Annotated in this window: 24 protein-coding genes; 11 read left to right on the forward strand and 13 right to left on the reverse strand. The window is 67.3% G+C overall.

The annotated features are described in order from the left end of the window. Positions 1-106 precede the first annotated feature (106 nt). The 11 genes from ACG02S_RS17705 to ACG02S_RS17755 are packed head-to-tail and all read left to right on the forward strand — an operon-like array spanning position 107 to position 10,543. Positions 107-691, forward strand: a complete 585-nt coding sequence (locus ACG02S_RS17705; protein ID WP_394471800.1) for an acyltransferase — start codon at positions 107-109, stop codon at positions 689-691. Further along, positions 688-1,890, forward strand: coding sequence for a DegT/DnrJ/EryC1/StrS family aminotransferase (locus ACG02S_RS17710; RefSeq protein WP_394471801.1), 1,203 nt, complete (start codon positions 688-690; stop codon positions 1,888-1,890). Before ACG02S_RS17705 ends, ACG02S_RS17710 begins: the two co-directional genes overlap by 4 nt. Then, the gene (locus ACG02S_RS17715; protein WP_394471802.1) at positions 1,887-3,176 is read left to right on the forward strand and encodes a lipopolysaccharide biosynthesis protein; all 1,290 of its coding nucleotides are present in this window, start codon (positions 1,887-1,889) and stop codon (positions 3,174-3,176) included. The genes ACG02S_RS17710 and ACG02S_RS17715 overlap by 4 nt, the downstream gene beginning before the upstream one ends. Before the next feature lie 11 nt (positions 3,177-3,187). After that, complete coding sequence (locus ACG02S_RS17720; RefSeq protein WP_394471899.1) at positions 3,188-4,246, forward strand: glycosyltransferase; 1,059 nt, start codon at positions 3,188-3,190, stop codon at positions 4,244-4,246. Further along, entirely contained in the window at positions 4,243-5,469 is a 1,227-nt protein-coding gene (locus ACG02S_RS17725; RefSeq protein ID WP_394471803.1) for a glycosyltransferase family 4 protein, read from the forward strand. The genes ACG02S_RS17720 and ACG02S_RS17725 overlap by 4 nt, the downstream gene beginning before the upstream one ends. Continuing rightward, positions 5,466-6,131 carry a class I SAM-dependent methyltransferase gene (locus ACG02S_RS17730; RefSeq protein WP_394471804.1) on the forward strand — a complete coding sequence of 222 codons (666 nt, stop codon included), beginning with the start codon at positions 5,466-5,468 and terminating at the stop codon, positions 6,129-6,131. Before ACG02S_RS17725 ends, ACG02S_RS17730 begins: the two co-directional genes overlap by 4 nt. A gap of 32 nt (positions 6,132-6,163) precedes the next feature. Beyond that, on the forward strand, positions 6,164-6,406 hold the full coding sequence (locus ACG02S_RS17735) for a hypothetical protein (protein WP_394471805.1): 243 nt from the start codon (positions 6,164-6,166) through the stop codon (positions 6,404-6,406). Positions 6,407-6,408: 2 nt separating this feature from the next. Beyond that, on the forward strand, positions 6,409-6,840 hold the full coding sequence (locus ACG02S_RS17740; RefSeq protein ID WP_394471806.1) for a TA system VapC family ribonuclease toxin: 432 nt from the start codon (positions 6,409-6,411) through the stop codon (positions 6,838-6,840). Positions 6,841-6,899: 59 nt separating this feature from the next. After that, positions 6,900-8,069 carry a DegT/DnrJ/EryC1/StrS family aminotransferase gene (locus ACG02S_RS17745; protein WP_394471807.1) on the forward strand — a complete coding sequence of 390 codons (1,170 nt, stop codon included), beginning with the start codon at positions 6,900-6,902 and terminating at the stop codon, positions 8,067-8,069. A gap of 7 nt (positions 8,070-8,076) precedes the next feature. After that, complete coding sequence (locus tag ACG02S_RS17750; protein ID WP_394471808.1) at positions 8,077-8,661, forward strand: sugar transferase; 585 nt, start codon at positions 8,077-8,079, stop codon at positions 8,659-8,661. Positions 8,662-8,671: 10 nt separating this feature from the next. Beyond that, a complete protein-coding gene (locus ACG02S_RS17755; protein ID WP_394471809.1) occupies positions 8,672-10,543 on the forward strand; it encodes a polysaccharide biosynthesis protein in 1,872 nt (623 codons plus the stop codon). A gap of 64 nt (positions 10,544-10,607) precedes the next feature. Here ACG02S_RS17755 and wecB read toward each other — a convergent pair whose 3' ends face one another. The 13 genes from wecB to ACG02S_RS17820 are packed head-to-tail and all read right to left on the reverse strand — an operon-like array spanning position 10,608 to position 24,469. Then, positions 10,608-11,732, reverse strand: coding sequence for a non-hydrolyzing UDP-N-acetylglucosamine 2-epimerase (wecB, locus tag ACG02S_RS17760; RefSeq protein WP_394471900.1), 1,125 nt, complete (start codon positions 11,730-11,732; stop codon positions 10,608-10,610). A 4-nt stretch (positions 11,733-11,736) separates the two neighbouring features. Further along, positions 11,737-12,747 carry a polysaccharide biosynthesis protein gene (locus tag ACG02S_RS17765; protein WP_394471810.1) on the reverse strand — a complete coding sequence of 337 codons (1,011 nt, stop codon included), beginning with the start codon at positions 12,745-12,747 and terminating at the stop codon, positions 11,737-11,739. A 33-nt stretch (positions 12,748-12,780) separates the two neighbouring features. After that, positions 12,781-13,653: a dTDP-4-dehydrorhamnose reductase family protein gene (locus tag ACG02S_RS17770; protein WP_394471811.1), complete on the reverse strand. Its 873-nt coding sequence runs from the start codon at positions 13,651-13,653 to the stop codon at positions 12,781-12,783. Positions 13,654-13,656: 3 nt separating this feature from the next. Continuing rightward, positions 13,657-14,910 (reverse strand): glycosyltransferase family 4 protein, encoded by a 1,254-nt coding sequence (locus tag ACG02S_RS17775; RefSeq protein WP_394471812.1) that lies wholly within the window; start codon positions 14,908-14,910, stop codon positions 13,657-13,659. Beyond that, on the reverse strand, positions 14,907-16,280 hold the full coding sequence (locus ACG02S_RS17780; RefSeq protein ID WP_394471813.1) for a hypothetical protein: 1,374 nt from the start codon (positions 16,278-16,280) through the stop codon (positions 14,907-14,909). The genes ACG02S_RS17775 and ACG02S_RS17780 overlap by 4 nt, the downstream gene beginning before the upstream one ends. A gap of 40 nt (positions 16,281-16,320) precedes the next feature. Further along, on the reverse strand, positions 16,321-17,112 hold the full coding sequence (locus tag ACG02S_RS17785) for an AglZ/HisF2 family acetamidino modification protein (protein ID WP_394471814.1): 792 nt from the start codon (positions 17,110-17,112) through the stop codon (positions 16,321-16,323). Between the two features lies 1 nt (position 17,113). After that, positions 17,114-17,725 carry an imidazole glycerol phosphate synthase subunit HisH gene (gene hisH, locus ACG02S_RS17790; protein ID WP_394471815.1) on the reverse strand — a complete coding sequence of 204 codons (612 nt, stop codon included), beginning with the start codon at positions 17,723-17,725 and terminating at the stop codon, positions 17,114-17,116. After that, positions 17,722-18,861, reverse strand: coding sequence for an N-acetyl sugar amidotransferase (locus ACG02S_RS17795; protein WP_394471816.1), 1,140 nt, complete (start codon positions 18,859-18,861; stop codon positions 17,722-17,724). The genes hisH and ACG02S_RS17795 overlap by 4 nt, the downstream gene beginning before the upstream one ends. Before the next feature lie 22 nt (positions 18,862-18,883). After that, positions 18,884-20,029 (reverse strand): glycosyltransferase family 4 protein, encoded by a 1,146-nt coding sequence (locus tag ACG02S_RS17800; protein ID WP_394471817.1) that lies wholly within the window; start codon positions 20,027-20,029, stop codon positions 18,884-18,886. A gap of 14 nt (positions 20,030-20,043) precedes the next feature. Then, positions 20,044-21,402 carry an O-antigen ligase family protein gene (locus tag ACG02S_RS17805; RefSeq protein ID WP_394471818.1) on the reverse strand — a complete coding sequence of 453 codons (1,359 nt, stop codon included), beginning with the start codon at positions 21,400-21,402 and terminating at the stop codon, positions 20,044-20,046. Beyond that, complete coding sequence (locus ACG02S_RS17810) at positions 21,380-22,240, reverse strand: glycosyltransferase (protein ID WP_394471819.1); 861 nt, start codon at positions 22,238-22,240, stop codon at positions 21,380-21,382. Before ACG02S_RS17810 ends, ACG02S_RS17805 begins: the two co-directional genes overlap by 23 nt. A gap of 10 nt (positions 22,241-22,250) precedes the next feature. Further along, positions 22,251-23,492 carry a glycosyltransferase family 4 protein gene (locus tag ACG02S_RS17815; protein WP_394471820.1) on the reverse strand — a complete coding sequence of 414 codons (1,242 nt, stop codon included), beginning with the start codon at positions 23,490-23,492 and terminating at the stop codon, positions 22,251-22,253. Continuing rightward, positions 23,489-24,469: an NAD-dependent epimerase/dehydratase family protein gene (locus tag ACG02S_RS17820; protein ID WP_394471821.1), complete on the reverse strand. Its 981-nt coding sequence runs from the start codon at positions 24,467-24,469 to the stop codon at positions 23,489-23,491. Before ACG02S_RS17820 ends, ACG02S_RS17815 begins: the two co-directional genes overlap by 4 nt. Position 24,470: the final 1 nt, after the last annotated feature.

Genomic DNA, 24,470 nt, shown 5'->3' on the forward strand with positions numbered 1-24,470 from the left:
CCGTCACCCGCCTGCGCCCGCATCCCGCCTCACGATGCGGCGCCAACCACCCTTCGCCCCTTCCCTCCGCCATGTCGCGACCCGCTGCCGCCCCTGCTTGCCTGCCGTGCCGCCACGCGACGCGGGTGCCGCGCTGATGGCGCTCTGGCCGTATCGCATCGAGGCTGCTGCCGCCCGCCTGCGTGCGTTGCTGTGGCGGCTGCGCGGGCTGGCCGTCGGGCAGGGTGCGGCCGTGCATGGCGGCGTGCGCCTGCGTTTTGGTGCTGGCAGCGCGCTGGGCGCGCGCAGCGTGCTGTATCGCGACGTGCAACTGCTGGCCACCGGCGACGGGCGCTTTCGGATCGGCCGCGACAGCCACCTGGCGCCGGGCGCCTATGTGCTGGTGGGCGGGCAGACGCTGGACATCGGCGACGACGTCGCCATCGGCCCCGGCCTGATGCTGTTCTGCGAGTCCAACGACGCGGGCCCGGACGGGCTGTTCCGCACGCAGTACCGGCGGGCGCCGGTGCGCATCGGCTCCAACGTCTTCATCGGTGCCCGCGTCACGGTGCTGCCGGGCGCGGTGATCGACGACCACGTCGTGGTCGCCGCGCATGCGGTGGTCAGCGGGCGGTTGGCGTCCGGCTGGGTCTATGGCGGCTGCCCGGCGAGGCCGCTGCGGCCGCTGCGACATCCGGCGGCCGCCTCATGAAGTCCCACGCGGCGACGGCGCTGCGCTGGCTGGACTTCCCGATGGCCACCTGGCGCTGGCTGCGGCGGGGCGACGCCAGCCTGAAGGACTTCCGAGCCCGCTTTGCGGCGTCGCTGGGGGTGGAGCCGGCGCGCGTGCACCTGTTCGGCAGCGGCCGCGCGGCGCTGCATGCCTACGTCGCCAGCCTGGGTCTGCCTTCAGACGCCGAGGTACTGCTGCCGGGCTACACCTGCGCCGTGGTGCCCAATGTCTTCGAGCATCTGGGCCTGGCGGTGCGCTACGTGGACATCGCCCCCGGCGGCTTCAATCCCGATGCCGCGGCCGTGGCGGCAGCCATCGGCCCCCAGACCCGGCTGGTGGTGCTGCCGCACAACTTCGGCCTGTGCATGGCCGGCATCGCCGGGCTGCGCGAGCGCTTCCCGCGGGTCGTGTTCGTCGAGGACGCCGCGCATGCCTGGGGCAGCCGCGACGCCGATGGCCGCATGGTCGGCACGCTGGGGCATGCCGCCTTCTTCAGCTTCGAGTACTCCAAGCCGCTGTCCACCGGATTGGGGGGCGCGCTGCTGGTCAACACTGAAGCCGTCTGGCAATCTCCCCCGCTGCATGCACCCGCTGCCAGCGTCGTCGCAAAACAGGCGCTGACGCTGGCCTGGCACCGCCTGGTGCAGGCGCTGCCCGCGCCCTGGCTGCGCGGCATCAAGCAGTTGCTGCGCGCGCCGACGCGGCGTCTGGGCGTCGTGGCCGACACACCGGCGGGCGAGCTGCAGGGCAGCGCGAGGCCGGACTACCGCCTGGGGCTGCATCCCTGGTCGGCCGCGCTGGGCGACCGCCAAGCCTGCCGAGCGGCCGAGGTCTGGGCCGCTCGCCGCGCGCAGGCCCAGGTGTATGACACGCTGGTGCCCGCCGCGCTGCGCCCCGAGCGCGGGGCCGGCGATGTACTGCTGCGCTATCCGGTGCGGCTGCCCGCCGGCCTGAGCCGGGAAGCGTTTGCCGCGCTGCTGGCAGTCGACGACATCGAGCTGGGCTGCTGGTTCGACGACGTCGTGCACCCACGGGGCAGCCTTCGCTACGGCTATTGCACCGGGGATTGCCCGGTGGGCGAGGCGACGGCGGACAGCGTTGGCAATCTGCCGCTGGGCCTGCATGCCGGCCTGAGCGATCGGCACCGGCAGGCGCTGCAGCGGCGGCTGTCGGCATGAGCCTGCGCCAGCGTTTCGCGCAGCTGGCCGCCGCCTCGGCCATCAGCCAGGCACTGCCGATGGCCATGGCGCCGCTGCTGACGCGCACCTTCGGCGCCGAGGTGCTGGGCCAGTGGGCCTGGTTCGCCGCCATCGTCGCCAGCCTGGCAGTGGTGGCCAATGCGCGCTACGAGTACGCCATCCCACTGCCCCGTCGGCGCGGCGAAGCCGGCTTGCTGCTGGCGCTGTCGTTGGCCCTCGCGCTCGCGGCCACGGGGGTGACGGCCTTGCTGGCCTGGGGGCTGGCCGCGTTGCCCGGTGGCGCCCTGAGCGGGCGCTGGGCGCAGGTCGGCTGGCTGCAGGATTACGCGCTGCCGCTGGCGCTCGCCGTGGGCCTGCTGGGCCTGCAGCAGGGCCTGGCACTGTGGAACAACCGCCATGGACGATTCGCCGCGATTGCTCAGGCGCGCGTGGGCCAGCAAGTCGTGATGGCCCTGGCCCAGCTGGCCGCCGTGGCGGCCGGCTGGCTGACGGCCGCGGCGCTGGTGGGCGCGCAGCTGCTGTCCCTGCTGCTGCCGCCGCTCTGGCTGTGGTGGCGCGGGCAGGCCCTGCGGCTGCGCGTCGCCCGCACGGCGGTGGCCGCGCGGCGGCGCTGGCGGCGGGTGCGGTCGCTGGCCTGGCGCTACCGCCAGTTCCCGCTCGTGAACAGCCCTCACGCCTTCGTCAACGGGCTGCAGGAAGCCATCGCGCTGTCGCTGATCGCAGCCTATGCCGGCCTGGCCGCGGCCGGCTGGTATGCGGTCATGGTGAGGCTGGTGAAGGCGCCCGCCACGCTTGTGGGCGGCGCGTTGTCGGAGGCGCTGCTGTCGCGGCTGGCCGAGGACTGGCGTGAGGGGCGCAGCCTGCAACCCACGCTGGCCCGTGCGATGCGCGGCCTGCTGTTGCCGGCCATCGGGGGCGCAGTGTTGCTGGCGCTGGTGGGGCCCACGCTGTTCGGCTGGGCGCTGGGCGCCGACTGGGCGCCTGCGGGCGAGTACGCGCGCTGGATGGCGCCGTATGTCGCGGCACACTTCGTCTGTGCGCCGCTGACCGTCGCGCCCATGGTGACGCAGCGCCAGACCGGCGCGCTGGCCTTCAGCCTGGTGGGCAACGCCTTGTATGCGCTGGCGCTGGCCGCCATGCTGGCGTCGGGGCGGCCGGTCACCGAGGCGCTGGGCGCCGTGTCGATCGTGATGCCGCTGTACTTCGCGGCCTATCTGGCCTGGCTGTATCGGGGCGCGGTGCCGCCTGCCGTTGTGAGGACCTGACTTTGAAACTGGTGTTGATCGGCGACGGCGAAAGCCCGCACCTGCTGAAATGGGCGCGCATGCTGCAGCCGCGCGTGCGGCTGTACGCCATCTCGTCGCGCGGTTTCGCGCCGGGCTGGGAGCTGCTGCTGCCGGATGCACAGCGGCTGGCGCTGAACCTGGCGCCCGACCATGGCGGCGGCAACGTCGCGTTGGTGAAGACGTTGCCCCGCGTGGGCGCGTGGCTGGCGCAGGTGGACGCCGACTGGCTGCACGCCCACTACCTGACCTCTCACGGCACGCTGGCCTGGGCGGCCCGGCTGGGCTGGCGGCTGCGCGCGCAGATCGCCGGTTCGGCATGGGGCAGCGACATCCTCGTCACGCCGCAGCGCGGTGGTGCCTGGCGCTGGCTGACGAAGAAGGCGCTGCGCGAGTGCGCGGTCACGACGTCGGACTCACAGCACATGACCGAGCGCATGCGCGAACTGGGCGCGCGCGAGGTGATGACCTTCCCCTTCGGCCTGGAGGCCATGCCCAAGCAAAACGTGAAGAAGCAGCCGTGGCTGTGCTTTGCCAACCGCGGGCTGGAGCCCATTTACCGGCCGCAACGGGTCATCGAGGCGTTTGCGCGCATCGCGGGGGTGCAGCCCGATGCGCGGCTGGTGGTGGCCAACGATGGCTCGCTGCGCGCTGCGCTGCAGGCCGATGTGGCCACACGTGGACTGGCGGATCGGGTCAGCTTCGTCGGCCTCCTGGATGCTGCAGCGCAGGCCGCGCACTACGCCCGCTCGACATGGTTCCTGAGCCTGCCGCAAAGCGATTCGGTCTCCGTGTCGGTGCTGGAGGCGATGGCGCACGGCTGCGTGCCGCTGCTGTCCGAGCTGCCGGCAAACCGCGAGTTGATCGGCGATTCGGCCCGCGGGCTGATCGTGTCGGACACCGACGGCGCGCTGGACGACCTGCCGGCCCGCATGGCGACGCTGGACACAGCGAAGCTCGCCATCGCCAATCGCGACTGGGTGGCCGCGAACGGCCTGTTCGAGCCGCATGTGCAGCGTTTCCTGACCCGCCTGCGCGAGCTGTCGACATGAAGCTGCTGCTCGTCAACCACTACGCCGGCTCGCCGCACCATGGCATGGAGTTCCGGCCTTACTACCTGGCCCGCGAGTGGGTGCGGGCGGGGCACGAGGTCACCATCGTCGCGGCCAGTCATTCGCATGTGCGGGCCGTGCAGCCGGTGGTGCCGGGCCAGCCCGTCGAGGAGATCATCGACGGCATCCGCTACCGCTGGCTGCCCACGCCCACCTACCAGGGCAACGGCGTGGGCCGGCTGCGCAACATCCTGAGCTTCCTGCGCCAGCTGCGCGCTGACGCGTGGCGGCTGACGCGCGAGTTCCGGCCCGATGCGGTCATCGCGTCCAGCACCTACCCGATGGACGTGTGGGTGGCCAGGAAGCTGGCCAAGCTCGCCAAGGCCAAGCTGGTCTACGAGGTGCACGACCTGTGGCCGCTGTCGCTGATCGAGCTGTCCGGCATGTCGCCGCGGCACCCGTTCGTGCTGATGTGCGGCAAGGCCGAGGCTGATGCGTACCGCGACGCCGACCGCGTGATCTCCATGCTGCCCTGCGTGCATGAGCACATGGCATCGCGCGGCCTGGACCTGAAGAAGCTGCACGTCGTGCCCAACGGCTTTGCGCCCGAGGAGTGGCAAGGCGAGTCGCAGCCGCTGGGCGCGACGCTGCAGGCGCATCTGGATGCCGAGCGCGCCGCCGGCCGCGTGATCGTCGGCTATGCCGGCTCCATGGGCCTGCCGAACGCGCTCGACGTGCTGCTGGATGCCGCCGCCCGCGTGAAGGGCGCGCCGTTGAGCTTCGTGCTGGTTGGCAGCGGCCATGAGGCCACGCGTCTGGCTGAGCGCGCCGCAGCCGAGGGGCTGGCGAACGTGCGCTTCTTCGCGCCCATCCCCAAGCTCCAGATCCCGACGCTGCTGGGCCACTTCGACATCGCCTACATCGGCTGGCAGCGCACACCCATCTACCGCTTCGGCATCGCGCCCAACAAGCTGATCGACTACCTGATGGCCGGCCGCGCCGTGCTGCATTCGGTCGAGGCGGGCAACGACCCGGTCGCCGAAGCCGGTGCGGGGCTGACCGTGGCACCCGAGGACCCGCAGGCCGTGGCCGACGGCCTGCTGACGCTCGCGGCGCTATCGCCCGCCGAACGCGCGGCCATGGGCCAGCGTGGCCGCGCCTTCGCGATGGCGCACCACGCTTATCCCGTGCTGGCCGCACGCTTCATCCACGCCCTGCAATGAGCGAACTGGACCAGATCGCTCAGCGCTACGCCCGCCGCGATACCGGTGATCGCTACAGCCTGCTGCGCCCGGAGGTCTGGCAGATGTGGCAGGAGCGCCAGCGCGTGCTGCTGCGTCTGCTGGCGCTGCGGCCTGGCGTGCCAGCCGATTGGCGAGCCACGGAAGTCGGTTGCGGCGCCGGTGGCAACCTGATGGACTTGCTGCGCCTGGGCCTCCAGCCGGCGCATCTGACCGGCATTGAGCTGCTGCCCGAGCGCCTGACCGCCGCCCGCGCCGCGCTGCCGGAAAGCGTGCGCCTGCTGGCCGGCGATGCTGCCGCCGCTGACGTGCCGACCGCCAGCCAGGACCTGGTGCTGCAGTCCACCGTGTTCTCGTCCATCCTCGACGATGCCTTGCAGCAGCGCGTGGCGGACGCGATGTGGCGCTGGCTGAAGCCCGGAGGTGCCGTCGTCTGGTACGACTTCACCGTCGACAACCCGCGCAATCCCGACGTGCGCGGCGTGCCGCTGGCGCGCGTGCGACAGCTCTTTCCGCTGGGCCGCTTCACGGACCGCCGAGTGACCCTGGCGCCGCCGTTGGCGCGCGCTTTTCCGCTTGCCTACCCCGTGTTCAATCTCATCCCGTTGCTGCGCACGCACCGCCTGATTTTGATTGAGCGTTAACATCAGCGCATCACTGCATCAGATGTATTGCTATGCGCACCACACTTGATATCGACGATGACTTGCTGGCGGCGACGAAGGAACTCGCGCGTCACGAAGGCACGACGGCCGGTGCCGTGGTGTCCCGCCTGCTGCGGCAGGCCTTGACTGCGCGGGGTGTGGCTGAAGACGCGCCACGTTATTCGGTGCCCGGCTTCAGGCCGTTTGCAGCCAAACCGGGCGCGGTGGTGACCAACGACATCCTCAACCGGCTGCGCGACGAGGAGGGCGTTTGACGTTGCGCGCACTGCTTGACGTCAACGTCCTGCTGGCCCTGCAGGATCAGGCCCACGTTCACCATCACACCGCGATGCAGTGGCTGGCTGGCCATTGGGACGGCGGCTGGGCGTCTTGCCCGTTGACGCAGAACGGCTGCCTGCGCATCCTCAGCCGCCCCGGCCATCCCAACGCGCAGACGCCCAATGCGGTACGCGAGCGTCTGGCCGAGGCGACCAACCACGAGATGCACCGCTTTTACGCCGACGATTTCAGCTTGCTGGACCCCGGTGTGCTGAACTGGAGCCACATCACCGGCTCGCGCCAGCTCACGTACGCCTATCTGCTCGCGCTTGCGGTGCGCCACGGCCTTCGCTTGGTCACCTTCGACCGTGGCATCCCGCTGCACGCGGTACCCGGCGCGCGGCCCGAGCATCTCGTCACACTGGCCTGATGACGAAGCTCGCCGCCTCGTGACGATCGCCAAGCCCCGATGACCGAAAATCCCGCCCGATGAGCGCCCAGCCCCTTCTTCCGTTCCTGCCCTTCGCCCTGCCCGACATGGGTGACGACGAGATCGCCGAGGTCGTCGACACGCTGAAATCCGGCTGGATCACGACCGGCCCCAAGGCCAAGCGCTTCGAGCAGGCCTTCGCCGATTTTCTCGGTGACCCGCAGATCGAATGCATCGCCGTCAACTCGGCGACCGCCGGCCTGCACCTGGCGCTGGAGGCCATCGGCCTGGGCCCGGGCGACGAAGTCATCACGACGACCCACACGTTCACCGCCACGGCCGAGGTCGTGCGCTATCTGGGCGCCGACGTGAAGCTGGTCGACATCGACCCAGCGACACTGAACATCGACATCGCCGCCATCGAGGCCGCGATCACGCCGAAGACCAGGGCCATCCTGCCGGTCCACTACGCCGGGCTGGCGGTTGACATGCTGGCCATCCTCGACATCGCCCGCCGCCACGGCCTGCGTGTCGTCGAGGACGCGGCGCACGCGTTGCCGACCACGCTGGAAAAGGAGCTGATCGGCACGCTGGGCAGCGATGCCACGGTGTTCAGCTTCTACGCCAACAAGACCATGACGACGGGCGAGGGCGGCATGCTGGTGACGCGCAACCCGGAGTTGGCCAAGCGCGCCCGCGTGATGCGCCTGCACGGCATGAGCCGCGACGCTTTCGACCGCTTCACGGCGAAGGTGCCGAGCTGGTACTACGAGATCGTGGCGCCGGGCTTCAAGTACAACCTGACCGACATCGCGGCGGCGCTGGGGCTGCACCAGCTGAAGCGCCTGCCGGCCTTCCAGGCGCGCCGCGAGCAGATTGCCGACCGATTCAACGAGGCCTTTGCCGACCTGCCGCTGATCCTGCCGCCGGACGCCCCCGAAGGCGACACGCACGCGTGGCACCTGTATGCGGTGAGACTGTCCGACGACGCGCCCATCACGCGCGACGCCTTCATCGAAGGCATGTACGCGGCCGGCATCGGCTGCAGCGTGCACTACGTGCCGCTGCACCTGCACCCCTACTGGCGTGACCGCTACGCGCTCACGCCGGAGCAGTTCCCGCAGTCGCAGAAGGCGTTCGAGCGCACGGTCAGCCTGCCGCTGTACACGGCGATGAGTGACGCCGATGTCGAGCGCGTCGTCGCGGCCGTACGCGGTCTGCTGGCCTGAGCCTGCCTTGGCCAAGCGCTTGTTCGACGTGATCTGCGCGGGGCTGGGCCTGCTGCTGCTGTCGCCGCTGCTGCTGGCTGCGGCCGTCTGGGTCCGGATCGACTCGCCAGGCCCGGTGCTGTTTCGCCAGACGCGCGTAGGCCGCTTCGGCGTGCCCTTCACCATCCACAAGTTCCGAACGATGCGAACTTCGGCGGGTGCGCAGATCACCGTCGGCGCGGACCCGCGCATCACCCGCGCTGGCCGTTTGCTGCGCGCCACCAAGCTCGACGAACTGCCCCAGCTGTGGGACGTGCTGCGCGGCGCGATGAGCCTGGTCGGCCCGCGGCCCGAGGTGCCGCGCTACGTGGCGCTGTACCCGGCCGAGCTGCGCGAGGTGGTGCTGTCGGTGCGGCCGGGCATCACCGATCCGGCCTCGCTGCGCTTTCGCAATGAGAGTGAGCTGCTCGCCAAAGCCGCTGACCCCGAGCGCGAGTACGTGGAAGTCGTGCTGCCGACCAAGCTGCGGCTGGCGGCCGACTACGTGCGCAGCGCCAGTTTGATGGGCGATGTGCGGCTGATCCTGGCCACGCTGGGCGCGCTGAAGAACTGAGAGCCTGACGATGAACTGGTTGTCCCTGGATGCCTGGCTGACGCGCATCCGCCCCCACCGCGAAGCGCTGGCGCTCGCACTGGACATGGTGGCCGTGGCCGTGGCTTGGCAGGCCACCTACCTGTTCCGCCTCGGCTTCGAACGCTGGTTCAGCGCCCGGCCCGACTACGACGCCTGGGTGCTGCTGGGTGTCGTCGCCGTCTACGCGCTGCTGTTGAAGCTGCTGAAGGTGCCCAAGGGCATGTGGCGCTTCAGCGGCTTCGGTGAGATCAAGCGGCTGGCCGTCGTCTGCGTGGCTGCTGGCCTGACCGTGGCCGTCGTGGTGCTGATGGCTCAGCTGACCAAGGTGCCGCGCGCCGTGCTGGCGCTGCATCCGGTCTTCACGCTGATGGCGCTGGCGATGATGCGCATGGGCTACCGCATGCTCTACGAGCACATGCGCAGCCGCATCAGCGGCAGCGCCCAGGAGCAGCGGCGCGCGCTGGTGATGGGCGCAGGAGACGCCGGCCGGTTGCTGGTGGCCGGCATCCAGCACAGCCAGGGCTGGGTGGTGGTCGGTTTTCTCGACGACGCGCCCGAGAAACGCGGCGCCCGCGTCGCCGGCGTGCCGGTGCTGGGCACACTCGAGGAGGCCCCGCGCTTTGCGGAACTGCACGGCATCACCCACATCGTCGTCGCGATGCCGGCGGCGACCACTGCGCAACGACGACGTGCACTGGACCTGGCCGGCCAGGCTGGCCTGCCCTTGCTGACCGTGCCCACCAGCCAGGAGCTGCTGGCCGGCCGTCACGTGGACCAGGTGCGAGACATCGAACCCGAGGATCTGCTGGGCCGCGAGCCGGTCGAGCTGGACGAGGGTGGCATCAGCGAATGTCTCAACGACAAGGTCGTGCTGATCACTGGCGCGGGCGGTTCCATCGGCTCCGAGCTGTGCCGGCAGGTGGCACGCTACGGCCCGTCCAAGATCGTGCTGTACGAACTGAGCGAGTTCGCGCTGTACACGATCGAGCAGGAACTGGGCGAGAAGTTCCCGCACATCCCGCTGGTGCGCCTGATCGGCGACGTGAAGGATCTGGAGCACTTACGCCATGTTTTCGGCAAATACAAACCGCAGATCGTGTTCCATGCGGCGGCCTACAAGCATGTGCCGTTGATGGAGGAGGAGAACGCTTGGGCGGCGTTGCGGAACAACACGCTGGGGACATATCACGCGTGCCTGGCGTCGGCGGAGCACGGGGTCGAGCGCTTCGTACTGATCTCGACGGACAAGGCCGTCAATCCGACCAACGTGATGGGGGCGACCAAGCGTGCGGCAGAACTGGTGATCAGCCACATGGCGCGTCAAGGCCATGCGACTAAGTTTATGGCGGTGCGCTTCGGCAATGTGCTGGGGTCTAGCGGGAGTGTGATCCCGAAGTTCAAGGAACAGATCGCGAAGGGCGGGCCGGTGACGGTCACGCATCCGGACATCACGCGCTACTTCATGACGATTCCGGAGGCCGCGAGGTTGGTGGTGCAGGCGGGCGCGATCGGGGACTCGGGCCAGGTGTTCGTGCTCGACATGGGCGAGCCGGTGAAAATCGTTGATCTGGCCCGGACCATGATCCGGATGAGCGGCAAAGACCTGCGTGAGATTGGTATCGAGTTCTCTGGACTGCGCCCGGGTGAGAAGCTATACGAGGAACTTCTAGGCGACGAGGACACCACATTGCCCACCCGGATCGCAGCGCTACGGATTGCCCTGCTGGGCGACAATGTGATCGACGACGAGGCGGTGTCAGTGCTGCTAGAGGTGCTCGAGTCGGGCAGACTTGCCGGTGAAGGCTCGACTACCCGCGCCTTTCTGGCGAAGCTGCCGTTGAGCTACCGCTGTCCAGGATGAGCGATCAAAGGTGAGCGGCGGTGAGGGGCCGGTTCGGCCCCCTCTCCATTGCCATTCGGGGCGATCAGCCAGAGGCCTTCTTCCAGACCTTTCGGTTCACGAAGTCGGTGTAGCTGACGATGATCCGCAGCACCTTGTCTGAGACATTGGCTGGCGCGTAATCGGCCACCAAGCGCAGCAGTCGCTCGTCGCCGCGTGGTTGGTCCTGGAGTATGCGCAGTCCATCCAAGACGCGATCAACGTCCAGGCCGACCATCATGACCGCAGCTTCCTCGACGCCCTCTGGGCGCTCATGAACCTCGCGCAGGTTCAGGGCTGGGAAGTTCAGGATCGACGATTCTTCGGTAATCGTGCCGCTGTCCGACAGCACCGCGCGGGCGCGGGTCTGCAGGTGTATGTAGTCCAGGAAGCCGAAGGGCTTCATGAACTGCACCCGCGGGTGCACCTTCACGGCGTCGCCGAGCTGCTCCAGCCGCTTGCGCGTGCGCGGGTGGGTGGAGACGATCATCGGTTCGTCGTAGCGGTCGGCCAGCGTGTTCAGCACCGCCAGCAGACGCTGCAGGTTCTCGGCCGAGTCGACATTCTCCTCGCGATGCGCGCTGACGACGAAGTACTTGCCGGCTTCCAGGCCCTGGCGTGCTAGCACGTCGGAGGCCTCGATGCCGTCGCGGTAGAACTCGATCACCTCGCGCATCGGGCTGCCGGTGCAGATGACCTGGTCGGGCGGCAGGTTCTCCCGCAATAGGTAATCGCGCGCGATCTGGCTGTAGGTCAGGTTGATGTCGGAGGTGTGGTCGACGATGCGGCGGTTGATCTCCTCGGGCACGCGGAAGTCGAAGCAGCGGTTGCCGGCCTCCATGTGGAAGATCGGCACCTTTCGGCGCTTCGCGGCGATCGCGGCCAGGCAGCTGTTGGTGTCACCCAGGATCAGCAGCGCGTCCGGCCGCGTTTGCTCGATCACCTTGTCGACGTTCATGATGACCTGAGCGATCGTTTCGGCCGCCGTGCCGCCGGCAGCTTCCAGAAAGTGGTCCGGCTTGCGTATGCCGAGGTCGCTGAAGAAGACTTCGTTGAGCTCGTAGTCGTAGTTCTGGCCGGTGTGTACCAGCACGTGTTCGCAGAAGCGGTCCAGCTTGTCGATGGTCCGCGACAATCTGATGATCTCCGGTCGAGTGCCGACTACAGTCATCACCTTAAACACGGACGGCCTCCTGCACTATTTCGAGCTTCATCAGCACTTCCTTCACTTGCTTAACGTTCAGGCGGTGCGTGTTGTGTGAGGTGTAGTCCTCGATGCGCGAGATCTCGGTCTCGCCCTGCACAAAGTACTTGTCGTAATTCAGGTCGCGGGAGTCGGCCGGGATGCGGTAGTAGCCGCCCAGGTCCTCGGCGCGAGCCATCTCCTCGCGCGACACCAGCGACTCGTACAGCTTCTCGCCGTGGCGCGTGCCGATCACTTTGACCTCCGACTGAGCCTTGAGCAGTTCGCGCAACGCCTGCGCCAGGTCGCCCACTGTGGAGGCGGGCGCCTTCTGCACAAAGATGTCGCCGGGGCGCGCATGCTCGAAGGCGTACAGCACCAGGTCCACGGACTCGTCCAGGGACATCAGGAAGCGGGTCATCGCCGGATCCGTCACGGTCAGCTGCTTGCCGGCACGGAGCTGGTCCAGGAACAAGGGGATCACCGACCCGCGCGAGGCCATCACGTTGCCGTATCGAGTGGCGCTCAGGACAGTCTTACCGGGGTCGCACAGACGCGACTTGGCGACCATCACCTTCTCCATCATCGCCTTGGACATGCCCATGGCGTTGATCGGATAGACCGCCTTGTCCGTGCTCAGCACGACGCAGCGGCTGACTTCGTTGGCGATCGCGGCGCGGATGACGTTCTCGGCTCCGACGATGTTGGTGCGCACCGCTTCCATCGGGTAGAACTCGCAGGACGGCACCTGCTTGAGCGCGGCCGCGTGGAAGACGTAGTCGACGCCGCGCAGCGCGTCGTGGACCGCGTCGTAGTCACGCACGTCGCCTATGTAGAACTTCACCTTGTCGTTCTTCAACGCGATGCGCATGTCCTCCTGCTTCTTCTCGTCGCGCGAGAAGATGCGGATCTCCGCGAAGTCAGAGTGCAGGAAGCGCTGCAGCACAGCGTTGCCGAAGCTGCCGGTGCCACCGGTGATGAGGAGGGTCTTGTCTTTGAACATGATCGGAAACCGGGTCGTCGGTGGAAGCGTGTCTCAGCCGAACGCGCGCATGCGCTGCACGAGTTCGGGCCAGGCCGGCGGCTGGTAGCCGGTGGCCTCACGGAAGCGGGAGGAGTCGAGCGAACGATCGATCACGAGGCGATCGTCCGGCGTGATGACGATGTCGCGGCCGTAGGCTTGGCCGACGAGAGTCAGCAGCGCGTGCTTGTCAATGGGCGCGGCCGACACGTGGTACAGGCCGCGCAGCGCAGGCTGCGGCAGCACGTGGTCGCGGATCACGCGAGCCAGCTCCACAGTCGGCAGCCCCGAGAAGATTGCACGGGTGAAGCCCTTGACCGTGCCGCTCTGCGAAAGGAACCAGCCCACGAGACCGTTTGCGCTGTCGAGCTCGTGGCCGATGATGGACGTGCGCAGCGTAATGGCGTTGGGGTAGTCCACTTCTCCCATCAGCTTGCTGCGACCGTAGAGGTCGGTCGCGTCGGGCGTGTCACTCTCGTGGTAGCCGCCGGTCTTGCCGGAGAAGACGCAGTCGGTGCTCATGTGGATCAGGCGGGCGCCGGCCACGTCGCACAGCCGCGCCAGCCGGTGGGGCAGCAGCGCATTGATCGGGATCGCAGCGAGCGGGTCCTCGGCCTCGGCCAACTGCTTGATCAGGCCGACACAGTTGATGACGACGTTCGGCCGCGTGACGGCGAGAAGGCGCGCCAGGCTGTCGGCGTTGTCGACATCGACACCGGTGACGATGTGCGGATGCAGCGCCGCAGGCAGCTTGCGCAGCAGCGCGGCGGAGCGCGCGGAGCCGAAGGTGCGGTAGCCTTCGCTCTCGGCGAACACCCGTAGCATGGCATTGCCGAGCATGCCAGAGGCGCCGATGACGAGGACCTTGGTGGGGGTGGGCTCGAACATGAGTCAGTCTTTCAGGCGCGTCGCGGCTGAGAGCGGCGCGGCGCGTGTCAGTTCCTCGAACATCCCGATCAGGCGTCGGGACAGCATCGCGGGTTCGAAGTGATTGTCGTAGAAGCGACGCGCGGCGTCGCCGAGCACCTGCCGGCGATCGGCTGGCATGTCAGCCAGGTCCAGCACGGCCTGCGCCAGCGCGGCGGCATCGCCCGCCCGGCAGGCGATGCCCGCGCCGGCTTCCTCAATGACGCGGGCGCCTTCGCCGTTCAGCGACGCAATCACCGGCCTGCCGGCGGCCAGGTAGGCCTGGACCTTGCTTGGGATGGTTTGGTCCATGATGGGACTGGGTACCAGGCTGACCATCAGCGCCGAGGCCTGTTCGAACAGAGCCGGCATCGCGGTCACCGGGAAACGGCCCGGGAGTTCCACGTTCTCGAGGCGCCTGGCCGCGACTTGTTCCTTGAGCCATTCCAGCCGGCTGCCGCTACCCACCAACACGAAGCGGAGCCCGGGACGGTTGCGCAGCAGCTCGGCGGCATCGATGACCGTGTCCAGCGACTGCACGGTGCCGAGGTTGCCCGCGAAGACCACGTTGAAGCCCGGCTTGAGCGTCAGCGCCGGCGGTTGCGACCGATCCGGCGGCGCGCTGAAGGCAGCCTCGCCCGGATTGGGGTAGTACTTTACCGGCGTGTCGCCCGCCATGGCCCGAATTGTCCGGGCGAAGGCCTCCGACTGAGCCAGCAGCAGATCGTTGCGGCGATAGATCCAAGACACCAGCCGGCGCACGGCGCCCAGGACCTGCGGATTGCGGACAAAGCCAGTCACCTCAAGGCTCTCAGGCCACAGGTCCTGCACCCAGGTGACCAACTTCGCGCGCTGGATCGTCGCGACGACATGCGCCGACAGTGCATGGAGAACCGGCGAAGTGGCGTACACGAAGACTACGTCATACCGCCTGCCGCGCAGCAGATACGGGCCGAGCACCGCCATGTTGACGATGCTGGCGAGGTAGTTGCGAGCCAAGTTCGAGGCGTTGCCGCGCCGGCGCGGATGGCTGGGCACTCGCACGACATCAAAGCCGGCCGGATGGCGCTCGCGCCGGATCGAGAGGGCCCGATAACCGGGAAAGATGTCGCCGTCGGGATAGTTGGGCTGGCCGGTCAGGACGGTGACCTCGCAACCCTGCGCAACCAGCTCTGCCGCCATATCGTTGATGCGGAAGGACTCGGGCCAGAAGTAGTGGCTAACGATCAGGACCTTCAAGCGCTCTTCCCGGAAAGCGAGGCGGGCCGCGAGATCGGCGCGCCGAAGTGACGCATAACCGTGTCGTGCAGGGCCTTCACGTGAGCGCCGGAGGCCGGCGCGTGACGCGCGATGTCGCCGCGGAAGAAGCTGAAGCCGCGGCCACTGTGCATGCCGTTCTTGATAGCGACAAAGGCCACGTCGTCGTGGAAGTCCCAGGTCCGGCCGTTGCCGTCCTTGATTTTGAAACCTACCGAGATCTCCTTTGGATAGGTCAGCGTGACAAAGAGGCTGGTGCCGCGCGGATCGATGTCGCCGAAGATCGCCTGGTCGTCCGACACTGCGCGCACGGCGGCCAGCCGCTGGGCAGCCTCGGCCGCCTGCGCCTCGTCGGCGCACTCAACCAGGAAATCCCGCGTCATCCGCGGCAGGGCCTGCGTGAACGGCACACTCAGGCGGGAGAGGAAGGCCTTGTGGTTCTTCAACCGGTAGTAGAACTTGACCCTGTCATAGGGGACCTGCGACAGCCCGGTCGCGACGATCAGGTCGCGCGACTCGTCGAGGTGGCGTCCCAGGACGCGGTCGTAAACCTCGAGCATCTCGCCGAAGGGGTCCACGTCGGGGCTTACGTACCAGCTTGGATTGCTCAGCCGGTTTTGCTCCAGGCCGCGGGCATTGAACAGGTAGTGGTGCTGGATATGAGCCCCGGCGTTCAGGAACAGGACGGTGAACTGCGGCCGTTTGGCGCGCAGCAGGCCGGCATGCACGTCGTCGAGGAAGGCGTCGAGGAACAGCGCCTTGCGCCACGGTGCCCCGCGCGCGCGGGAGAGCAGCGACTTGTAAAGGCCCAGGTTGCGCCAGCTCGCGAAGCGCGCGAACGCCAGCGCCAGCCAGGCCACGGTGGACGGCGTCAGTCGGCTCTGGGCGTTATCGTTGACCGCCTGCGAGATCGCGTCCCAGATGCGCGCGCTCCAGGTGGAACCGTCAGTGGGCGTCTGCGTCCACGGGTCCGGGATGAAGTAGGCCGGCGCACGCGTCTGGTTGGACATGTTCATCGGGGACACGCCGCCGACCGAGACGCCGTGGCGCTCCAGCGTGCCCAGCAGCTGCGGGAAGTCGGTGTTGACCGCGTCCCCGAGACGGAAGACGCCATGCTCGTCGGCCGTCATCCCCGAATGGGCCGAGACCCACTGGATCCAAGGCTCGAGCTTCTCGTAGCTGTCCTCCGACGAGGTCTCCCGGTACTCAATGCGCAGCAGGCGCTCGAAGTTGGGGAAGCGTGCGGGGAACTGCTGCGTGTAGCGGCGCACGATGTCGAAGTTCAGCTCGTTGAGTTCGAGCAGCGTCAATGGGCGCTTGCCGGTCGCGGCGGTCGGGGAGGGCTGTTTCATGACGATTGGCCAGGCACGGAGGTCGGGGAAGATCGCACCATCATGCGTGCGCGATGCGCGACGGCATAGTGGCGTTCATCAACTCGTCCTTCTGCTCGGGGGTCGGATAGCTGATTAGCACCGCACGGTACTGGCCCTTGAAGACGAAGAAGCTGCCCGCGGAGGCTCCGACCACGCCGCATTCCTTGATCAGCGCGCCGATGTCCTGGAGCGAGCCCGCGCCGCCCAGCACCGACATCGGCAGCCGGGTGGCTTCGCGGATCTTGCGGGCCAGCGCCAGATCGTAGCCCTTCATCTGGCCGTCGCGGTCGATCGAGTTGATGACGACCTCGCCGGCACCCAGGCGTTCGGCCTCCTTGGCGAGCTCGAGCGGCGACTTGCCGCTGTTCTTGCGGGCGTTGTGGGTCCAGACCTCCTGCTTGCCGAACAGGCTGGTCTTGACGTCCAGCACGACGACCACGCTCTGGCTGCCCACCTCGGCCGCGATGCGGGAGATCAGCGTCGGGTCCTCGACCGCGGCGGCGCTCAGCGCGACCTTCTCGACGCCCAGTCCGATGATGCGCTTGGCCTGCTCAACGGTGCGCACGCCGCCGCCGTAGCACAGAGGCATGCGGCATTCGGCGGCGAACTGCGCGATCAGGCGGAAGTTGGGCTCGCGACCCTGCACGGTGGCGTCAATGTCCAGGACGATCAGCTCGTCCGCTTCCTTCTCGTTAAAGATTTTGACCGCGTTGATCGGATCGCCGACGTACTTGGGATCCTTGAACTTGACGGTCTTGACCAGTCCGTCGTCGTGGACCAGCAGGCAGGGAATGATGCGGGGACGCAGCATGTCAGAGCTCCGCGAAGTTTTTCAGGAGCTGAGCACCGAAATGATGGCTCTTCTCCGGGTGGAACTGGACGCCGTAGATATCGCGGGCGCTGACAGCACAGCTGAAGTCCTTGCCGTAGCTCGAGACGGCGGCGGCATGCGCGGGGTCCGTGCACTCGAAGTAGAACGAGTGAAGGAAGTAGAAGCGCGCATCGGCCTCGAGTTCCTTGAACAGCGGATGGCCGGCGGTCGGCTGTACGTCGTTCCAGCCCATGTGCGGGAGCAGCAGGTCGGGCTGGTTCAAGCCCTTGAAACCCTTCACTTCGCCAGGGATCCAGCCCAGGCCGGGCAGCTTTCCCTCGTCGCTGCGCTCGGCCAGCATTTGCATGCCGACGCAGATGCCCAGCACCGGCATCTTGCGATCCAGCACCAGCTCGTCCAGCCGCGCGCGCATGCCGGAGCGATCGAGCTCCTCCATCGCATGGTCGAAGGCGCCGACGCCTGGCAGGATCAGGCGCGTCGCGTCGGACAGGTCGTCTGCCGTCTTCGCCAGCCCAACAGGCACGTTGAGCCGCTTGTACATGTTCTGGAAAGCCAGGATGTTCCCCAGCCCGTAGTCCACGATCCTTATCATCGGATGATGCCCCGCTGGATGCCAACCGCGCGCATGACCTTGGTGCCCACATCGATCAGACTCTTGCGCGACTTGTAGTCGCGCCAGCTCTTCTTCGGGCCTTCATGCAGCGCGCGTAGTTCCTCGACCGAGATGTCGAGCTTGGTGGCGATGTACTCGAAGTCGGTGGCGATGGTTGCCTCGTCGTAGGCCGGCTTGGCGATGCGCTCCAACGCCTCGTCCCGGGTCATCTGCCCGGTGAGGATGAGGCTGGAGAAGTGTGCGCGGCGCTTGTCGTAGCCGAACTTGGTCGGCTGCCAGTAGCCTTCGTAGAAGCGGGTGAAGCGCGACTCGTAGTGCTTGTGGGCGTACTTCTGCCAGCCGAACTTGTCGATCAGCAGCTGCATCGCCTCGTCCTTGATGTAAGGCACGCAGTTCAGCGGGCGCCAGACCTGCACGCCCTTGATGTAGCGGTAGTAGATTTTGTAGGTGAAGATGTCCGACTGCGGGAAGGTCTTCAGCGGCCGGGTGCCGAACTTCGAATGGATGTCGCGCAGTTGGACCAGGTCCGAGGCGTGATACGCCCACTCCAGCGGCTCGCGCACGCACTCGGTGGAGTAGTTGCCGCCGTTGAGGATGTACTTGATCTTGTGCTTGGCCGCGAAGTTGTAGAGCGTGGCGAAGAAGGCGTGATCCTGGGGCGTGTCGAGATGAGGCACCTGGGCCTTGAAGTAGGCCAACTGCAGGTCTTTCATCTCCTGCCAGTTGATCACCTCGGTGTGCAGGTGCAGGCCCAGGCCGTCGACGATGCGCTCTATGTTGTGCACCGCCTGCTGCGAGTTCCAGCCCGCGTCGACATGGAAGATCAGCGGGCGTAGCCCGAACTTCTCCTTGGCGAGATAAGCGAGGTAGGAACTGTCGACGCCGCCGCTGATGCCGAGCAGGCAGTCGTACTCGCGGCCTTCTCCGTCCTTCTTGATCTTGGCGACCATAGCGTCGATCTCGGCCTGGCCGCGCTCGTCCGTGTGCCAGTTCGGCAGGATGTTGTCGTAGTAGTTGTTGCAGTAGTCGCACCAGCCGCGGGCATCGAAGGTGATGCCGGCATCGCTGGTGTCCATGATGCAGTTGGCGCAAATACGATAGTTCTGTTGTGACATGACGGACGGTCCCTGGAGGAATTCAGATGGTCGAGTAGAGGGTGCGGTTGTGCTCGAGCGCGACGGGGTCCGACAGACGCGCCGCGGCGGCCTGCTGGATCGCCGGCCGCGCTGCGGCACGGGCCTCGGGCGTCTGGCTGGCAAGATCGTCCAGCACCTGTGCGAAGGCGGCGGTGTCGGCCAGGTCGAGGTCCCAGCCCACGCCGTCGACGGCAAGGCCACGCCAGGGCGTGTTCTGGCTGATTAGCACCGGGGTGCCAACGGTGATCGATTCCGCGACGACGTGGCCGTAGTTCTCGCCATGCGACGGGAACAGGAACACGTCATATCCGGCCAGGTGCTGGAAGACTTCCTCCGGCGCGACCGGACCGAGGTAGCGGGCCTGGACATGCGCCGGCAGCTGCTGCAGCAGCGCGGCGCATTCGGACCAATAGGCAGGGTCTTCCTGCGGGCCGATGATGTCGAAGTCCATCGGGCGACGAACCTGCTGCAGGATACGCAGCGCGCCGTCCAGGTTCTTCTCCCGCGTCAGCCGCGATAGGAACACCACGCGCAGCCGTTCCTGCGGCGGCGACTGGGGGGCCAGGACGACGGCTTCGCGGATCGGGAGGTCGATGGCCGAACGCACGCGGGACGCCGGCAGCCGCATGGCGTTGACGATGCCCTGCGCCTCGTGCGGGCTGGAGGCATGCCATTGCATGCCGCCGCCGTAGAAACCGGCCAGGCGGGAAAGCTCGATGTAGAGCTTCTTCTTCGCATACTTGATCTGCAGCGGGCCCTCGACGAACTCGCCGCGCGGCGACATGACGACCCGGGATGGGCGAATGCGGCCCAGGCGCATCAGCAGCAGCAGCTTGATGGTGAAGACCGGATCGAAGAAGCTGTTGAGGTGCAGGATGTCGTGGGGCGTGCCGTTGACCAAATCGGCCAGTGCGGACAACCCCAGTTCCTCCGGTGCGAGGTAGCGCACGCGGGAGCGACCCATTGGCACCCAATCGCCTCGGCGCACGTCGTAGGGCTGGTCCGAGCCCAGGTCGCGATCGCGGGTGACGATGAGGAAGGAGAACTCGTCTCCCAGCCATTCGACCGTGTTGAGGACGGTGCGCGCGATGCCGCCCGACATGTAGCCGGGGAAGTAGTTGGGGACAAAGATCAGGACGGTCTGCATGACTTGGGGGCGGCTCAGGTCGGAGTGAGCGTATGCGGTAGTGCGGCGGTCTGTAAGACAGGCACGGTGGGATCGGGCGCCGACCCCGGAGACGCAACACCTGCAGCCACGGCCGGCGCGCGACGCTGTTCGCAGGCGAAGGCGATCAGCAGGAACAGGTAGATGTGGAACACGGCGCTGTCGGTGGACATCGCCTGATTGCCATTCGTACCCATGTAGAAGAAGAACGGTAAACCCGCCGACATCAGGAACAGGCCCAGCGGATCGCGGATGCGGCGCGCCTGCATCACGCCGAACAGATAGCTGCCGAAATAAAGTGCGCTGCCTATCAAGCCCAGCTTCATGAGGGTGGCCAGAAAGTCGACCTCGTAGCTGAATGGACGTTCGTCGCTTCGTCGCAGCGAGGCGTAGGTGCCGAAGCCCCCGCCGAGGATGGGATGCTCAGCAATCTTGTCCAGTAGGGGAGGAATCTGCTCGAAGCGCGCCGCGGAGGACACGTCCGAGTCGGTGAACTCGAAGCGCTGCTGGATCCAGTCTAGGTTCGCGACGACGGCCACCGTGGATAGCGCGACGGCGCCCAGCGTCAGTCTTAGCCGCTGGGCCGGCTTCAGCATGGCCAGCAGCTGAGGGGCAGCGATGAGCAGTTGTAAGATGGCCGCGATGGCCAGCGCGCGACGCCCGTCCAGCAGCAGCGCGACCAGGTAGAGCAGGACCAGCAGCAGCTCGCGTCGGCGCCGCGCGAGCGAGAAGCGATACAGCGACAGCGCGAGGCCGAGCATCATCAGGTGGGCGACGTTGGTGTACAGGCCTAGCGCGCCGGAGTTGCTGTCGACCTTCCAGGACAGGCCAAGACCTTTCAGGAAGGCGTTCACAAGCAGCAGGGAGTCCGCCTCGACCGGACCGAAGAGTACGAAAAAGCTCACCGCCAGCACAACGCTGAGTACGGCGATCACCATCGACAGCTGTTCAATGATCTGGAAGAACGAGTGCTGCAGGTCGTTCTGCCGGATCAGCAGGTAGAGCACAGGCAGGACGCCGATGTAGAGCAGGAAGCCCGCAGAGTCCGTGACGATGTACTGCCCTACGTTGCCGTGCACGATCGCGACGGCGCACCAGCCGACGTAGACGATCAGCAGCGATGCCCAGATGCCAAGGATGAAGGTGGACGGCATGCGCAGCCGGCGGTGCAGCAGGCCCGCGCCTGCAACCATGGCGGCCAGTGCGAACGACATTGCCAACACCGGCGCGATGAACTGCTCCAAAAGCGGATAGAAGCCCAGCGAACCGCAAGCGGCCAGCAGCAGCAGCTGTTTCAGTCGCAGTGCCGTCGTCGGCGCCGGCCGCGGCATATCAGTGAGAACGGAGGTATGCATGGATCAGCGGTCCGACGCGCATCTTGCGCCGCAGCTTGGCCATCGACGCCGCAGCCGCGCGCAGGCGGAATTCGCCCGGGCTCGTGCTCTTGGCATCGCCGTGATAGATCACCATGCGCGGGTCGTAGACCACGCGCAGGCGGCGGCGGACGCAGTTGAAGGCAATCAGGTCCTCCTCGCCGTACATGAAGATGTCCTCGTCCAGCTCGCCGAAGGCATGCAGGTAGTGTTCGGAGAGGAACAGGAAGCAGCCGTGGACCATGTAGACGTCGGTGAGCCCGTCCCGCGCATCCGTTGCACCCGGCGCGTCCGCTGCGGCCGGATCCGGTGACCGGCTTGGACGCGGTTTGACCACCGTTCGCATCGCGATTCCCTTGAGCGCTGTCCAGAGCTTGCCCAAGTGGATGGCCGCGATGTACTGCAAGGTCAGCCGCGGCAGCATCGGGTTGTCGGAGCCGGGTTCGTCGCCACGCACATAGGGACCCACGACGGCGATGCCGGCGTCGCGCGCGGCCAGGCAGCGGGCGACGAGATCGGGCGATTCCACGCGCGTGTCGCTGGTGGCGATCACGACATTGAGGATGCCCCGTTCCCTAAGCGCACGGATGCCCACGTTGTTGCCCGACGAATAGCCGCCGTTGCGACCCGACTGCAGCACGGTGACGCGGGCGTGACCGGCAAAATGCCGCGCCAGCACGTCGAACGCGCCATTCGGCGAGGCGTTGTCGACCACGATGACCGGCGCGTCGCCCGCCAGGGCGAGGATGCTGTCGACGCAGCGCGCCGTTTCGTCGTGGTTGACGTAATTCAGGACGACGAAGCCAAGGTCGGGGGACATGGAAAGACGGTCAGCGAGAAGTGAAACGGGGAGCTCGCGGCGCATCGGCCACCGTCCTAAGGATCTGCAGATATCGCTGCCCGAACTCGACTGTCCGGCGGTGGAGCGCGATTCTAGCGGTGGCCTCGGCGGGCTCGTCCACGCCGCCGGGCAGCGATTGCCAGGCCTGGCGCATCAGCGCGGCCAGCGCCGACGGATCCTTCGGATCGAAATAGGCGGCGTGGGGATGGGCCTGCTCGCGGTGCACGGCGAGGTCCGAGGCGATCAGCGGCTTGCCCATCGACTTGGACTCTTCGACGCTGCTGCTCCAGCCCTCGAAGAAGGACGGGTTGACCACTGCGACGCAGGCGCGCATCAGGCCCTGTACGTCGGCGTAGTCGATGCTGCCCAGCAGCCGGACGTGCTGCTCCAGCCCCTGCGCCTCGCGCACACGCAACGCGTCGTCGGCAAGCGTGTTGCCGTTCGGGTCCTTGATCCAGCCGGTGCACACCAGCGTGACGTCCAGGCCTTCGCGCTTGAGCTGGGCGACGGCCTCGAAGGCGGCCCGGTGGTTCTTGTGGGCCCAGAACTGGTTGGGCAGGAAGAAGAAGCGCTCCGGCAGGCCGTGCTTGTCCAGCAGCGCGCGTGTCGCCTCGGCGCTGGTCGGGCCCAGGTGGAGCTGCGAGACGAAGGGCAGCACGTGGGTCCGCGCCGGGTCGGCCACGCCCATCACCTGCGCGAAGTCCTTGTGCGCGTCCAGGCTGCTGACGACCACCGCGTCGCTGTGGCGGTGCAGCGCGCGCAAGTCGGCGCTGCGGCGTTCGACGTTCAGACCCGGGAAGAGGTGGGGCAGGTGCAGGTACTGGAAGTCAGGGATCCAGGAGATCAGCCGGAAGCGCGGGCTCAGGCGTTCCACCATTGACGGGTGCGACACGACGTCCACGTCGTGGCGGCGGAGTTCGCGCTCGACGAACACCTGCCAACGCAGGCCGCGGTAGGCAAGCCGGTGGAAGAACCAGGGCACGGTGCCGCGGGTGAGGATGTCCAGTTGGACAACTTCGGTCACGGTCTGGAACTCCGCCAGCAGCCGGTCCGGTATGTCCTTGCCGATGAATAGCGTGACGCGCACGTGCGCCGGCCGCGCGGCGTGCAACGCATGCAGCAGGTTTCGGAAATAGTTCAGGCCGCCGGCGTAGGCGAGACCGAAGTCAAACCAGAAGCCGACATGGAGCGGTTCTTGGGACGATGCGGACACAGGCGTCGAGACAGTCATGGGGCAGGTAAGTGGGCTTTGCGCGCCCAGAGGGCGTAGTCCGCAAGTCCCTGTTCCAACGTGATCGATGGGCTCCATCCTGCGGCATGCATCCGTTGGACGGCTGCGTGATAGAAGCGTGGATCGCCGGCGCGGACGGTGCCATTGAACCGGATCTCCGCGGGACTGCCGAGTGCGAGAGCAAGCCGTTTCAATACCTCGCGCACCGTCACGCGCTTGCCGGACGCGCCGTTCACAAGGTCCAGGCGAGCCTGACTGGTGGGCTTTGCCTTGACGCGGTCGGCGAGGTGCAGGATCAGGGCTGCAGCATCGTCGACGTGGATCCAATCTCGAGTCTCTTCGCCTGTGCCGAAGAAGGTCTGCGGTGACTCGCCCGACAGCAGCCGGCCCGACGCGTCCCACAGCAATTGCTTGCGCAGGCCCGGGCCGTAGATGGAGAAGAAGCGCACCGCGACCGCCGGCTGGCCGAAGCAGGCGGCATGCGCGGCCAGCAGCTGCTCGACCATCACCTTGTGGAAGCCGTACGGCGAGACCGGGTTGGGAGGGTCCGACTCCTGCAGCGGCCGGTCCGGCGCGGCGCCGTAGACGGCCGCGCTGGAGGGATAGAGCACCATGGCTTGTGGCGCATGCCGGCGAAGATAGTCCAGGAGCACGGCGGTGATGCCGACGGTGCGCTCATAGGCGTCCAGCGGATGCTCCAAAGAGTACGGAACGGAGCCGTTGCTGGCGCAGTGGGCCACGGCGTGCAGATCTTGGCCGAGATCTGCCAGGCCCTCCAGCGCCTCGGCCGTCACACCTGCGTTGACCCAGCGGTCGTAACCGGCCGCGCGCGCTTCATCGGCGGTCCAACGACCATGGCCGAGGCCCACGACACGCCAGCCCGCCACTCGGAAGCGTCTCGCGCAAGCCTGGCCGAGGAAACCGGCGCCGCCAGTGATGAGCACTGTCGGGAATGGGGTATTGGAAGTCTGCCGCATA

Source organism: Pelomonas dachongensis (assembly GCF_043555865.1).
GTDB lineage: Bacteria > Pseudomonadota > Gammaproteobacteria > Burkholderiales > Burkholderiaceae_C > Pelomonas > Pelomonas dachongensis.